The following is a 13505-nucleotide window of genomic DNA, read 5'->3' as shown; positions in this document are numbered from 1 at the left end:
GCTGCGCCTCGGTCGCCCGCTCACTCGGCCCACGACGGGCCTCCTCGCGCAGCGCATGCAACTCCGCCACACGCCCACGGGCATCACTCGGCTCGACGCGGACCGGGGCGGTGTCACTCAGCAGCGTCACAACGGGTCCCTTCCTTCGGTGCGGGTGCGGCCGGTCCGGATGGACCACCGTAACAAACCGCTTGTGCGGTTTGTGTCGTTGTCGTCCATGAATGGCTCATTGCCAGCTGTGCGGGGCGAGATAGGCCGCCTGGCCCTCCCAGCGCCGCCGTCCTGTGGCAGGCGTCCGCTCCTCCCCGGCGTACTCCCCCTGCGCCCTCTGACCGGCGATCACCGAGAGCAACACCACGGTGACCGCGGCCAGTTCGTCCGCCTCGGCATGTCCGCGCTCGACGCGCACCACGTGATCGGTGCCGTGTTCAGCGTTCACAGCGGCCTCCCTTCGTCCCCGCCACGGTCGGCGGACGTGCTCAAGGAGGGCTCGGATACCGCTCGAGAAACGGTCGGGGACCTGTCTCGGCAGGCGAAGGGCGCAGAGACGGGGAGAGGGGCACAGCAGAGAACTCCGCGGCCGGTGCAGGCTGCGGAGTTCTCGGGCCGGCAGCCTGCTTACGCGGGTGCGGTCGCTTCCTGCTCCTTGCGCAGCTTCATGGCCTCTTCGTACACCTCGGCAGCCCGGCCCGGACTGAAGTCGAGGCGCACCAGCACCCCCGGAACCGCGATGGCCGCCATCAGATGCCGGTAGAGCTCGGCCACCCGCTCCAGCATGTCGTCGTGCCTGGTCATGATGCTCGACAGCACCTGCACCCCGGTGAAGGCCCCGACGAACATCTTCGCGATGGTGCCCAGGTCGGCGTGGGGAAGGAGCTCTCCGTCCGCCTTCGCCTGCTGGAACAGGCTCAGGCTGTGATCGGTCCAGGCCTGCATCGGTACCCGCCGGTCCAGGCCGTCCTTGGACGACCCCTGCTCCACGGTGAGCCGCACGCTGCCCCGCACGATCGGCTCGCCCTCTCTGAGCAGGTAGGACAGCAGCAGAGCCTCATCCACCGCCCGCTGCAGGCTCAGGTCCCGCGGAGGCAACTCCGGGAGCGCGCCGAGCTGTTCGCCCAGCACCTCCTGGGCCAGCTCCTTCTTGGAGGCGTAGTGGAAGTAGAGCGCTCCCTTGGTCACTCCGGATCTCTTGAGGATCTCGGAAATCGTCGCTGCTTCGTATCCGACCTCATCGAACACCTCGGCCGCCGCGACCAGGATCGCCTGCCGCGTTCGAGTGGCCCGTTCTTGGCGCGCCACAGTCCACCTCCGTACCCCCCGTCACACCCGGACATGACGGATGCCCCCGCGTCGGCAACCGGCCGACGAGAGGCGCACCGGCGGGCAAACCGCCCACCGGCGCGTGCCGTTAGTCCGCTCCGCCGCAGGACGGCGCGGACACGGTCCGTCCAGCCCGCACACCCGACAGGGGTGCGAACAATCATCACAATAAAACCAAGCGTCCGGTTTTTCAAGAGGTCCGGACGGTCGTCTTCCGGTCATAGGCCCTGCAACGCCGCATAGTTGACCTGGAACTTCTGCGGATTCCTTGCAAAAAACCGGTTGGGCCGTATCTTTATGGGCCATTGAACTTCCTTCCCTGACTCGACGTCTCTGCGGAGAGGTCCCATGACCCTGCTGACGTTCCAGAAGGATGACCAACCCCTGACCGCCGGGAGACTTCTCCCGCGGGTGGGGCCAGAACCTGAAGCCCCGGCCACTGCGGCCACCGAACTGGCGCATCTGCTGTTCGACCAGGAGGACCGGGACCGCGTCCACGGCACCTGGCGCACACTGATCGCCGGAGAGGAGTTCCGCTACCGGCCGGGACTGTCCCAGGAACAGCGCATCGATCGCTCCTACGCCCGGCTGCGCCTGCTCAACGGCGCTCTCGACAGTCCGGAGGCGCTGGCGGGCGACCCCCGTCGGCTGGCCAGCCTGCACGAGTGGACGGGGGTGGTGGACGCGGCGCTGGGAACGGTTGCGGGGATCCACTACAACCTGTTCCTGGGCAGCCTGCTCGACCATGACCCCCAGCGCCGGCGCGATCTGTCGGAGTTCACTTCCCTGCAGCGCACAGGAACGTTTCTGTGTACCGAGCTCGACCACGGCAACGACGTCGCGGGCCTTGAGACCACCGCCGTCCTCGACCGCGCCTCCGGCGGCTTCGTGCTGCACACGCCCACATCGGGTGCGCAGAAGTTCATGCCGAACACGAGCATGATCGGCGGGCCGAAGAGCGCGGTGGTGGCCGCGCGGCTTCTCATCGACGGCCAGGACCAGGGCGTCTGCCTCTTCCTCACGCCGCTGAGCGATGAGCACGGCCCGCTGCCCGGGGTCCGAATACGGATGCTTCCCGAGCGCACAGGCGTCCCCCTGGACCACTGCCTCACCTCTTTCGACCAGGTGCGGCTGCCGCGCGAGGCGCTGATGGAGGCCGACCACGGGCACCTGGACCGGGACGGGCTGGTCACCGGCAGCCTGGGCAGTCGGCGAAGACGATTCCTGCGCTCGATCGGCCGCGTCACGGTGGGCAAACTCTGCCTCAGTGCCAAAGGCGTGGGCGTCTCCCGGGCCGCCCTGGCCATCGCGGTGCGCTATGCGCACCACCGGCACATCAGCGGGCCGAAGGCAGGCGAACGGGTGCCGCTGGCCGCCCACCGCAGCCATCACGGGCGGCTGCTGTACGCACTGTCGAAGGCGTACGCGATGACCTTCCTGCACCGTACGGTCGTCTCCCGATGGGCCCAGCACACCGCCGATGAACGGGCCGAGGCCGAGCGTCTCACCGCCATCGCCAAGGGCTGGATCACCTGGCAGGCCCGCGACATCACCCTGGAGTGCCGCGAACGCTGCGGCGCCCAGGGCCTGTTCCCCGCAAACGGCCTGGCGGACTTCCCACTGAACCTGGAGAGCTCGATCACCGCCGAGGGCGACAACCTGGTGGTCTGGGTGAAGGCCGCGTCCGAGATGGTCTTCGGTCACCAGACCACCCCGCCCGGCTCCCACCACCATCCCGGCACCGCCGAACAGGCCCTCGACGACCTCGGCTTCCTGCGTGCCCTGCTCGCCGACGTCGAAGGCATCTGGCAGTTACGGGCGCGGGCCGCCGTGCGCCAGGCTCCGGCGAACAGCCCGCTGAACCGGTGGAACGCCGCGTCCGCTGCCGGTCTGGAAATGGTCTCCAGCCACGCCAGCCTGAACGCCGCCGACGCCTTCATCGCTGCCGCCGCCCGGGCCGTCGACCCGACGGCAGCCCGTCTTCTCCACGGCCTGTGCCGGCTGTTCCTGCTGCGACAGTTGTGCGCACACACCGGCGACCTGCTCGCCGAAGGCGCCCTGAACAGCCTTCATGTGCGCGCCTGGTCGAACGCCATGGAGGAGGCCATCGCCGACCTGGCCCCCCACATGATGACTCTGGTCGACGCCTTCGATCTGCCCGGCGAGTTCCTGTCCGCCATCCCCATCGCCAGCGGCGGCTATCTCGACCGGGTCCTGGAGGACTGACATCCGCCCGCCCCAGCCCCGGCTCCGGCCGGGGCTGGGGCGGGCGGCCCGTTGGCCCACGCCGATCTCGTCAGCCCACGACGGCTTCGATGATCCCGGCGTGCGACGAGACCGGCAGCACCCGGGTCACCGTGAAGCCCGCACGGGCCAGCAGCGCCTCGTACTCCTCCTTGGTACGCCCCTTGCCGTTGAGCACGGTCATCATCATCGCGTCGACACTCTTGCCGGGATGGGGGGCGTTCCCCTCCGGAATGAGCGCGTTGACGACCAGCAGACGGGCCTGGCCCGACATGGCGCGGCGGCACGAGGAGAGAATGCGCAATGCCTCCTCGTCGGGCCAGCTGGCCAGGACGTGCTTGAGGAGATAGACGTCGCCGCCGCCCGGCACCGCATCGAAGAAGTCCCCCGCCTCAGCCCGCCACCGCCCGGCCAGCCCCGGCACATCCAGTACGTGATCGGCCACCACCGAGGGCAGCTCGAACAGGACGCCCGTCAGCCCCGGATGGCGCAGCAGCACCGCGCTCAGCAGCCCGCCACGGCCACCGCCCACATCGACGACCTCCCCGGACCCGCCTGCGGCAGCGGAGAAGTCATAGGCCCGGGCGACATCGTCGCTCAGGGTGTCGGAGAACGCGGCCATGCTGGCGTTGAAGCGCTCGGCAAGTGCCGGATCGGCTCCCAGATAGTCGTAGAACGGGACACCGAAAAGCCCCTCGAAGACCGTCCCTCCGGTGCGTACTGCCTCATGAAGCTGAGCCGCGGGTCGCCAGAAGATCTCCTCACCCCGCATCAGCACGAAGTCCCGCAGAGAACGAGGCGCATCGCAGCGCAGCGGATCCGCCAGCGGCGTCAGATGAAAACGCCCCGCGCCGTCCTCCCGGAAGACCCCCTTCGTGGCGAGATACCGCAGCACCCGCTGCAGATTCGCTTCATCCACACCGGCCACGCCGGCCAGCTCGCCACTCGTTCGGGGACCGTCCGCAAGGAGATCCGCGATACGGAAACGAGCCGCGGCCTGCAACGCCGCCGAGTACACATACCCGACAGCGAGTTCGAACAGCTCGCCGGAAAGGTCCTCCTCGGCATCCACCACGTCCGAAGCCTCGGAACGAACACCACCCATCGGCCAACACCCCTCCGCCCCACGGACTCGGCACTCGGAGCGCCAGCCTCGATCACCCCCGTCGTGCCTCGCTCGAAGCCCACTCGAAGAACACAACAGGCGGCTGCGGGAGCGCCCTGCCGGAGCGGGGCTCAGCGTGGGTCGCGCCCGATCAGACCGAGCAACCGGTCCTGAAGCGGAGCGTCCTCGGGGACCGGCACCTCCGGGCCGAAGACCTTCACGCCCGGACCGAACGCTTCCGGCGTACGTAGCTTCTCCAGCACGTCCTTCGGAAGCGCCGAGGTGGAAGACCACATGCGCTCGACGTCCGCCGGGTCCATCGTGTCGTCCTGCCCGGTGGCCCGGGCCAGGTCCCATCCATGGAGCACCATGTCGTCGCTGATGACCTGGTCGATCTGCTGGGCGACCGTCATCCGGCCGTTGGGGGTGTCGCATTGCGTCGACGCACTCTCGGGGTCGTCGAGAACGGCCTGAATGTCGGCGCGGGCGGCCTTGAAGGCGCCCAGCGGGTCGTCCCTCAGCGACGGCGCAGGGCTGAGCGAGCGGCCGAGGGGCCGCAGCATCACACCGTGCATGTCGGTGATGTGGCCTACGACGTCACGGGCCGCCCAGTCCTCACACGGTGACTGGTTGGACCACTGGTCGGGCTTCACCGCGGCGACCCTGCGCTCGAAGGAGTCGGCGTGGCGGCGGTAGCGGTCGGCGATCGCGTTCATGTTCCCTCTCGATTCATTCCCGAGGCATTGAGGAGGTGTCACCAGTCGGACTGTGGTCGTGGCCAGAACTCATCGGTAGAGAGGTATCCATGTTGGTCCAGACCTATTGACGGCAGGTCTGGACCTCTTTACGGTGCGGTCGCGGCCAGACACGGCGAGGGAAGGGGCACAACATGATCGGTCGGAGGTTACGGGTGCTCGGGGCCGGCCTGGCGATGGCCTGCGTCATGCAGGCGCTGGTCGCCGCGGCACCGGCGCCGAGCGCACCGCAGGCAGAGACCTGCGCGGTCAAGTCGAAGCCCTCGGGCAAGGTACTCCAGGGCTACTGGGAGAACTGGGACGGCGCGGCCAACGGCGTTCACCCGCCGTTCGGTTGGACTCCGATCACCGACGCCCGCATCCGCGATCACGGCTACAACGTGGTCAACGCGGCATTCCCCGTCATCCGCTCCGACGGCACGGTCCTGTGGGAGGACGGGATGGACGCGACGGTGAAGGTCGCGACCCCGGCCGAGATGTGCCAGGCCAAGGCGGCCGGTCTCACCGTCCTGATGTCCATCGGCGGGGCGGCAGCCGGTATCGACCTCAGCTCGAGCGCCGTCGCCGACCGCTTCGTCGCGACGGTGGTGCCGATCCTCAAGGCGTACAACTTCGACGGCATCGACATCGACATCGAGACGGGCCTCGTCGGCAGCGGCAACATCAACCAGCTGTCGGCATCGCAGGCCAATCTCATTCGCATCATCGACGGCGTGCTCGCCCGGATGCCCTCGAACTTCGGCCTGACCATGGCACCTGAGACGGCCTACGTCACCGGGGGCAGTGTGGCCTACGGCTCGATCTGGGGCGCGTATCTGCCGATTGTGAAGAAGTACGCGGACAACGGCCGGCTCTGGTGGCTGAACATGCAGTACTACAACGGCAGCATGTACGGGTGCTCCGGCGACTCGTACTCCGCCGGCACGGTCCAGGGGTTCACCGCGCAGACGAACTGCCTCAACAAGGGGCTCGTTGTGCAGGGCACCACGATCAGGGTTCCTTACGACAAGCAGGTTCCGGGGCTTCCGGCGCAACCGGGCGCCGGGGGCGGCTACATGTCGCCGAGCCTGGTGTCCCAGGCCTGGAACACGTACAACAACGGGCTCAAGGGACTGATGACCTGGTCGATCAACTGGGACGGGTCGAAGGGATGGACGTTCGGGAACAACGTCAAGGCTCTGCAGGGCCGTTGAGTCTCTACGGGTGGCGGACCCTCAGCCGAAAACCACCTGCGCGACGAGCTCAGCGACCCGCGCGGGCTGGTCCGTCAGCACCATGTGGCCCGCGTCGGGGACGGTGACCATGGTGACGCCGGGGCTGGCCTCCAGTGCGGCACGCTCCTCGTCCGTCAACCCGACCTCGTCGCGGTCACCGCGTACGACCCAGGCCTGCGCGCCCGAGTCGCGGAGCCGGGGCACCAGCGAACCGTGGTGGTCCAGGTAGTCGAAGTAGTGCCGGACCATCCGGCGGCAGACCGCCGCGTCGTTCTTCTTCAGTTCGGCGACCAGCGCCTCACGGCGGGACGGGGGCAGGCTGTCCGCAATCCCGCGCGGTGAAAGGCGCACCATGGCGGCCCAGATCATGGCCCCGATGCCGGGCAGCCGCCCCAGGCGGTCGGCCACGGCGAGCTCCTTGAACTCGTCGGGCCGTGAGAACGTCGGGGACAGCAGCACGACGCGGCCGGCGAAGTGCCCGCCCGCCGCCATCTCCAGGGCGATGTTGGCACCGTGACTGTGGCCGACGACAACATCGCAGCCGCGCTCGGCGGCGAGGCCGCCCGCGAGCGCGGCGTAGTTCTCCATGCTCAGGTCCTTCGGGGCCGGTGTACCGGCGTAGCCCGGGACCGTCGCGGCCACCAGCCGAACCGGCGCGTCGGCGAGCGCCGGTTCGGCGACCAGATCGTCGTAGAACGCAAAACTGCAGAGCCCGCCGGGCAGCAGCAGCACGCCGTGCGCGGCATCGGCCGGCCCGGACACGTGGATGTCCCAGGCCTGGAACCCCTCGGTACTGCTCACATTGGACCTCCGTCTCGGCACATGCGGGCGGCCCCAGTGTGGCGCGACGACCGGGGCAGCCCGACGACCATGAGCCGAATGCGGCATGTCCCCGGCGTCCGGTTCCGCCTGCTCCCCGGCACCGGCCACGTTCCCCAGATCGAAACCCCCGGGGCAACTGCTCGCCGCCATAATGCTCGGATGACTACCGCCGCCCCCTCACCTTCCTCCTCCACGTCCATACAGCGCACCCGCGTCGTCATCGTCGGCGCAGGCCCCGCCGGTCTCACGGTCGCCAGCATCCTGCGTGCAGCCTCCGTCGACTGCGTGGTGCTGGAAACGGAGAGCAGAGTGTTTATCGAACAGCGCCCCCGCGCGGGCTTCATCGAGGAGTGGGCGGTACGCGCCCTCGAGCAGCGCGGGCTTGCGGACCGGCTGCTGGAGCACGCGCAGGCTCACAGCGAGTGCGAATTCCGCTTCGCGGGTGAGCGCCGCAGGTTCCCGTACGCAGAGCTGTCGGGGCACCGTCACTTCGTCTATCCGCAGCCTCTGTTGGTGACCGATCTGGTGCGCCAGTATGCGGACGAGGCAGGTGGCGCCATCCGCTTCGGCGTACGCGACGTGGAACTGCACGCCATCGACACGGACCGGCCCTCGGTGTCCTTTACGGACTCGGAGACCGGCGAGCGCATGCGCATCGACTGCGACGTCATCGCGGGCTGCGACGGCGCCCGCGGCGTGACACGCACCTGCTTGCCGACCGAGCGCGCCACCGTGGCCCGGCACGACTACGGCGTCGGCTGGCTCGCTCTCCTCGCCGAGGCGCCGCCGTCCTCCGACTGCGTCGTCTTCGGCATCCATCCGCGCGGCTTCGCCGCCCATATGGCCCGCAGTCCCCAGGTCACCCGCTACTACCTCGAATGCCCGCCCGGCGACGACCCGGAGAACTGGCCGCACGAGCGGGTGTGGTCCGAACTCCACGACCGGCTGTCGGCGGACGGCGCCCGGCCGCTCACCGAGGGACGGCTGATCGAGAAGCGGGTGCTGGACATGCACAACTACGTGGTGGAGCCGATGGCGTACGGGCGGCTGTATCTGGCAGGCGATTCGGCCCACCTCGCGGCGCCGATCGCCGCGAAAGGCATGAACCTCGCACTGCACGATGCGCTGCTGCTCGGCGACGCGCTCGTCGCGTACTGCCACAAGGGTGACGACAGCGGTCTGCGCGGCTACTCGGCGGCCTGCCTGCGGCGCGTGTGGCAGTACCAGGAGTTCTCGCAGTGGCTCTCGGAGGTGCTGCACGGGGCCTCGTCGGGCGACCCGTTCCGGGCCGGTTCCGCGGCGGCCCGGCTGAGGCGGGTCCTCGGCTCGCCCGTCGCAGGGGCCGCCTTCGCCGAGTTGTACATCGGCAAGGACGCGGACCACTGACGTTGGGGCGGTGCGCGGTGAACCGCACGGCAGTGCGCCACGTATGGAAGGGGGGCTCCCGACGTCCGGGCCCCCGGCGTTCGTAGCGCCGTCTCGGAAACGACTGAGGGGCCCAGGAGATGACGCACGCACGACGCAGGCTGCAGCGGATCGCGCGGCTGGCGGCAGTCGGCGGACTGCTCTGCGGCGGGCTGATGGTCACGGACGCCATGGCGAGCGAAGCCTCCGCCCCAAGAGGGGGACCAGCAGGCACCTCCGGGGGCGACGGTCTGGGCGCCCGCCTCGTCTTGGAGCTCGGCACGTCCCGTACCGCCGGCACCTGGATCGGCTCCGACGGGCGACAGGTCGTCGCGGTGACCGACACGGACGCGGCGGCCGAGGTCGAGCGGGCGGGGGCGCGGGCCGAAGTCGTCCGCTACAGCATGAGCCGACTCCGTTCGGCCACCGAGAGCCTGAGCGAGGCTCAGCGCGTGCCCGGTACCGCATGGGCGGTGGACTACGCGTCCAACAAGGTCGTGGTGCAGGCAGACAGCACCGTGTCGAGCGCCGACTGGTCGCGCCTGTCCGACGTGGCAAAGGAGATCGGCGGCTTCGTACAGATGCAGCGCACTGGCGGCGCCTTCACCACCAGGGTCAATGGCGCCGAGCCGATCCTCGCCGCCAACGGCCGCTGCTCCGTGGGCTTCAACGTGACCAACGGCCGGAGCACCTTCGTCCTGACGGCCGGGCACTGCGGCCCCGTCGGCACCGCCTGGTTCAAGGACAGGCGGGCCAACGAGCCCGTCGGCGCCACCACGGCCAGCAGTTTCCCCGGCACGGACTTCTCGCTCGTTCAGTACCGCAGCGGAGAGGCCCCCGGCGGAACGAACGTCGTGAACATCGGTGGAGGCAAGGGTGTGCAGATCACCGGGTCAGCCGATCCCTCCGTCGGACAGCAGGTCTTCCGCAGCGGCAGCACCACGGGACTGCGCTCCGGCAAGGTGACCGGGCTGAACGCTACGGTCAACTACCCCGAGGGCACGGTCAGCGGCCTGATCGAGACAACCGTCTGCGCCGAGCCCGGCGACAGCGGAGGCCCGCTGTTCGCCGAGGGGCTGGCGCTCGGGGTCACCTCGGGCGGCAACGGCGACTGCCGCACCGGAGGGACGACCTTCTTCCAGCCGGTGACCAAGGCGATGGCGGCCCTCGGGGTGAACCTGACCGGCGGCGCCACTCCCGCGGGGGGCAATGGCGCGGGCCAGGCGCCCCTCAACCCCGCGGCCCTGCCGCCGCCCCCCGCTGGGACCGATACGCCGCCCGGGCCCGGACAGGCGAACGGTCCGACAACGGTCAGCAGCATCTTCGGCCCCCGGACCATCGCACCGGGACTCGTCGTCATCGCGGTGAGTGTCATCGGGCTCATCGCCACCCGCTCGATCTGGTCGGCTCAGGACCGCCGCCGCTACCGCACGCACTACTCGCAGAGCTGGAGCTGACTCAAAGGCAGGGCCCTGCAGCAGCCAGGGCCCTGCGGCAGGCGACGGCTACCAGTCCCTGTCGACGCGGTCCTCTTTCGGACCGCGGAGGACGCTCATGTGGCCCTTGTCGTCATACACGTCCTGACGCCACTTGGCGAACGCGTCGGCCATCAGCTCCATGACCGGACCCGCTTTGTAGCCGCCCTGTATCCAGATCTGTGCCTCGTTGGTGTCACCCACTTTGCGGATGATGACCTTGCCTGCCATCGGGCCCAGAGCGTCGTCGGTCCTGTCCTTGTTCGAGGACAGGTGGCCGCGGAAGTCGGCCTTGGCGTCGTACCAGCCCGCCATCTGCTCCTCGGACGTCAGCACCGGCTCGCCGTCGCCCTCGGTCGTCAGGTCGGGCTGAGCCGTGCCGGACTCGTCGGTCGTCTCGTCCGTGTTCCCCTCGGCCGGTCCCGACTGTCCCTGTACGGAACCGTCGGCCACGACCGTGCTCGGTTCCTGCTTCTCCTGTCCGCACGACACCAGCAGCCCACAGCTGAGCAGGACCACCGCTGTCACGGCCCCGGCACGGCGCACACCTCGGCCCGTCGTCATCAGGACTCTCCCCCCGTCGGTTGTTGTTCCCCGCTGTCCAGATGCGTTCAGCGCGGGTTCCGTTCCATACGGACGGGGCTTCGACGGTGCCGTGCGACTCAGTGGACGACGGTGTAGCTGCCCCAGGGGCGGGCCCGAGGCACGATGCTGTCGGACGTCGTCGTGGCCACGTACGTCGTCACATCACCGGAACAGTCGTCGTTGGGATAGAGGACGATGTCGACCATGGTCAGGTTGGTGACCTCGACCGCGCCGGCGGGCCCGAGGCGGTGGCAACCCTCGACCAAGGGGTTCGTCACGGTCACCAGGCGCTCCTTCTCAGTCAGGTAGGAGATGGTGCCCACCGCGTTGCGGCCGAGGTCGGAGCAGCCCGCGACGGCGAGGGTCAGGAGCGCTGCCCCGGCTGCAACGCCGAGGCGCCGGTGATGGGTCACGGACATGGGCGGTCCTCGTCTGTGCGGAAGAGTCCTGGTGGAGGCCACCTTGCCGGGTTCGGGGCCGGGCGGCATCCGGTGAGCGGCCGGGCGGGCTACAGCGCCGCCGCGGCCGCTCGTCACGCGGGCTTCTGTGTTCAGGTTCGGGTCGCTGCGCTCAGTATGGCGTCGCTTGACCTGGAGCGCGCTCGAAGTTCTACGGTCCTGCCATGACGAGCACCGAGAACACGAACGCCGAGACCCGCGCGAAGCGCTTCGAGCATGGAATGAAGGTGCTGTCCGCCGTGGACGGCGAGGGCGGACAGCGGGTCATCGACTCGCTCGCCGACGTCTCCCCCGAACTCGGACACCAGGTCGTGGCCTGGGCCTTCGGCGAGATATACGACCGCCCCGGACTCGCGCCGCGCGACCGGCAGTTGGTCACCCTGGGCATGCTCACCGCCCTCGGCGGCTGCGAGCCCCAGCTGGAGGTCCACATCAACGCGTCACTCAACGTGGGCCTCACCCCCGAGGAGATCGTCGAGGCCCTGCTCCACTCCGCCGTGTACTGCGGCATGCCCAAGGCACTCAACGCCACGTTCGTAGCCAAGAAGGTCTTCGCCGAACGCGGCGCGGCCGTGCGGCAACCGCACCCGTGACGTGAGGGCGCGCCGGACGTTGACCATGACATGAAGAAGCGAAGCATGGCCGCTGTTGCGTCCCTTGTCACCGGTGTCGTGGCGTCCCTCATCAGCCCCTCCCCCAGCGCCCACGCCGACTCGCTCGGCGAGTCCCTGGGGCTGCCGATCGCCGTGCCCACCGTCGCGGACGGGTCTCTCGAAGGTGTCGACGAGGTACTCCCCACCGAGTAGCCGAGTGACCGCGAGCGGAAACAGCGAGGTCACAGCCGTGTGGCTGTGACCTCGCCGAGTGACCGCGACTGCTGTTCCTTACGAACCGGCTTCGGCCACGACAGCAGCCTCCACCTTTTCGGCGTCAATCGACGCCGGCAGCCGATCTCCCGATCTCTTTTGCGGCCCTCCTTGGTACATGTACCGCCCACCGTGGAGCAGGTAGATGCCGTCGCCCCCGGTGATCACGAAACGGTCCAGGTTCTTCGTACCGTCGTTCCTGCTCAGATAGAGGAGGTAGGTACGACCGACCTCCATCAGGCGGGATGTATCGGGGGACGCCACGTCGGCCGTCCCGATCTGCTGCACCGTGACGGATTCCTTGCCCAGTTTCCCGGAGACCACCTTGGATATCTCCACCTGGGTGGCCGTTACCGGAATGCCGTCACGGCTGCCCGTGCCAGTGGCCGCCGCGGTGGCGATGACCACCGCCATACTGTCCCGGCGCAGGCGCGCGAGATCGGTGTACCGGTTGATCTGCGTGATGGAGATCCTCTGCTTCGGCGGTTTGCCTGCCGGTTTTTGCTCGGTGCAACCGCTTGCGGAGAGGATGGCCATCGCCACGCCCGCTCCAGCGAGAATGCGCCAGGGGCCATACACAGCTGTTGAACGTGGCATGAGGCCCGCCCGGTCAGTAGAGGGCGTTGGCGCCGTTGATGTCGTCCTGGCGCGGCTTCCAGAAACTGCACGCGTCGGCCCAGTAGTCGATGTCCGTGTCCATCACCGCTACGTTGCTGCAGCTGGATCCGTTGGTGTGGGCCAGGCCCAGGGCGTGGCCGAGTTCGTGAACCATGATGGCCTGGCGCTTGGTCGCCCCGTATGACTTGGTGTAGTAGTCGTTCCACCAGGTGACCATCGTGGTGTCCCATGTGCCGCCGCTGCAGTCGAGACCGCTGCCCTGGCTGGTGTCGAGCGTGACCCCGACGAACTGGTACCCGTTCCACGTCGCACCGAAGTTGCCGTTCGCCACCCGTATGTTCGCTCCGCTGGTGACCTTGTTCAGGTTGAACTGTGTGCTGGTCGAGTTCCAGGCCGTGACGGCATTCTGCGCCGCTGACGCGTATGCGGAAGTCGAGGTGGCATCCTGCCACTTCAGGGTGCCGGTCGAGAATTTGCACCCGTTCAGATTGTACGCCGCGGCCGGCGTCGCCGGAATGACAACGGCGGCGGCGGTGACCGCTAATGCGGCAAGAATGCTCTTCCAGTTCCTCACGAGGGGGTTCCTTTCGGTGAGAGCGCGTGTCTGCGGCCGACCGCAGAGAATTCACGCATGTTCGG

Annotated in this window: 15 protein-coding genes; 6 read left to right on the top strand and 9 right to left on the bottom strand. The window is 68.7% G+C overall.

What is annotated here, in order from left to right; all coding sequences use genetic code 11:
- Nucleotides 1–226 precede the first annotated feature (226 nt).
- The gene (locus ABZS64_RS20600; RefSeq protein WP_355831319.1) at nt 227–439 is read right to left on the bottom strand and encodes an acyl-CoA carboxylase subunit epsilon; all 213 of its coding nucleotides are present in this window, start codon (nt 437–439) and stop codon (nt 227–229) included.
- Between the two features lie 179 nt (nt 440–618).
- Complete coding sequence (locus ABZS64_RS20595; protein ID WP_355831316.1) at nt 619–1299, bottom strand: ScbR family autoregulator-binding transcription factor; 681 nt, start codon at nt 1297–1299, stop codon at nt 619–621.
- 369 nt (nt 1300–1668) lie between these two features.
- Between ABZS64_RS20595 and ABZS64_RS20590 the strand changes: the two genes are divergently transcribed.
- Entirely contained in the window at nt 1669–3546 is a 1878-nt protein-coding gene (locus ABZS64_RS20590) for an acyl-CoA dehydrogenase (protein ID WP_355831313.1), read from the top strand.
- A gap of 70 nt (nt 3547–3616) precedes the next feature.
- On the opposite strand, the gene ABZS64_RS20585 is transcribed toward ABZS64_RS20590, so the two are convergent.
- Nucleotides 3617–4669 (bottom strand): methyltransferase, encoded by a 1053-nt coding sequence (locus tag ABZS64_RS20585; RefSeq protein WP_355831310.1) that lies wholly within the window; start codon nt 4667–4669, stop codon nt 3617–3619.
- A gap of 131 nt (nt 4670–4800) precedes the next feature.
- The gene (locus ABZS64_RS20580) at nt 4801–5385 is read right to left on the bottom strand and encodes a TIGR03086 family metal-binding protein (RefSeq protein ID WP_355831307.1); all 585 of its coding nucleotides are present in this window, start codon (nt 5383–5385) and stop codon (nt 4801–4803) included.
- A gap of 173 nt (nt 5386–5558) precedes the next feature.
- Between ABZS64_RS20580 and ABZS64_RS20575 the strand changes: the two genes are divergently transcribed.
- The gene (locus tag ABZS64_RS20575; RefSeq protein WP_355831304.1) at nt 5559–6617 is read left to right on the top strand and encodes a chitinase; all 1059 of its coding nucleotides are present in this window, start codon (nt 5559–5561) and stop codon (nt 6615–6617) included.
- Between the two features lie 21 nt (nt 6618–6638).
- On the opposite strand, the gene ABZS64_RS20570 is transcribed toward ABZS64_RS20575, so the two are convergent.
- Nucleotides 6639–7439: an alpha/beta hydrolase gene (locus tag ABZS64_RS20570; RefSeq protein ID WP_355831301.1), complete on the bottom strand. Its 801-nt coding sequence runs from the start codon at nt 7437–7439 to the stop codon at nt 6639–6641.
- Nucleotides 7440–7619: 180 nt separating this feature from the next.
- Here ABZS64_RS20570 and ABZS64_RS20565 point away from each other — a divergent pair, with 180 nt between their 5' ends.
- Nucleotides 7620–8846, top strand: coding sequence for a 4-hydroxybenzoate 3-monooxygenase (locus ABZS64_RS20565; protein WP_355831298.1), 1227 nt, complete (start codon nt 7620–7622; stop codon nt 8844–8846).
- Nucleotides 8847–8965: 119 nt separating this feature from the next.
- Entirely contained in the window at nt 8966–10321 is a 1356-nt protein-coding gene (locus ABZS64_RS20560) for a S1 family peptidase (protein WP_355831295.1), read from the top strand.
- Nucleotides 10322–10369: 48 nt separating this feature from the next.
- On the opposite strand, the gene ABZS64_RS20555 is transcribed toward ABZS64_RS20560, so the two are convergent.
- Both ABZS64_RS20555 and ABZS64_RS20550 read right to left on the bottom strand, forming a co-directional pair.
- On the bottom strand, nt 10370–10903 hold the full coding sequence (locus ABZS64_RS20555) for a hypothetical protein (protein ID WP_355831293.1): 534 nt from the start codon (nt 10901–10903) through the stop codon (nt 10370–10372).
- 98 nt (nt 10904–11001) lie between these two features.
- Nucleotides 11002–11343 carry a hypothetical protein gene (locus tag ABZS64_RS20550; protein WP_355831291.1) on the bottom strand — a complete coding sequence of 114 codons (342 nt, stop codon included), beginning with the start codon at nt 11341–11343 and terminating at the stop codon, nt 11002–11004.
- A gap of 203 nt (nt 11344–11546) precedes the next feature.
- On the opposite strand from ABZS64_RS20550, the gene ABZS64_RS20545 reads away from it, so the two are divergent.
- Both ABZS64_RS20545 and ABZS64_RS20540 read left to right on the top strand, forming a co-directional pair.
- Nucleotides 11547–11975, top strand: a complete 429-nt coding sequence (locus ABZS64_RS20545; RefSeq protein WP_355831288.1) for a carboxymuconolactone decarboxylase family protein — start codon at nt 11547–11549, stop codon at nt 11973–11975.
- Between the two features lie 45 nt (nt 11976–12020).
- Complete coding sequence (locus ABZS64_RS20540) at nt 12021–12188, top strand: hypothetical protein (RefSeq protein WP_355831285.1); 168 nt, start codon at nt 12021–12023, stop codon at nt 12186–12188.
- 78 nt (nt 12189–12266) lie between these two features.
- Here the strand turns inward: ABZS64_RS20540 and ABZS64_RS20535 are convergent, their stop codons facing one another.
- Together ABZS64_RS20535 and ABZS64_RS20530 are read right to left on the bottom strand one after the other, a co-directional pair.
- Nucleotides 12267–12791 (bottom strand): hypothetical protein, encoded by a 525-nt coding sequence (locus ABZS64_RS20535; protein WP_355831282.1) that lies wholly within the window; start codon nt 12789–12791, stop codon nt 12267–12269.
- 67 nt (nt 12792–12858) lie between these two features.
- A complete protein-coding gene (locus tag ABZS64_RS20530) occupies nt 12859–13440 on the bottom strand; it encodes a matrixin family metalloprotease (protein ID WP_355831280.1) in 582 nt (193 codons plus the stop codon).
- Nucleotides 13441–13505: the final 65 nt, after the last annotated feature.

The sequence above is a fragment of the Streptomyces sp. NPDC005408 genome (assembly GCF_040606445.1).
Lineage (GTDB): Bacteria > Actinomycetota > Actinomycetes > Streptomycetales > Streptomycetaceae > Streptomyces.
The sequence above is the reverse complement of the archived record's forward strand: the minus strand, read 5'-3'. Positions and strand labels throughout refer to the sequence as shown.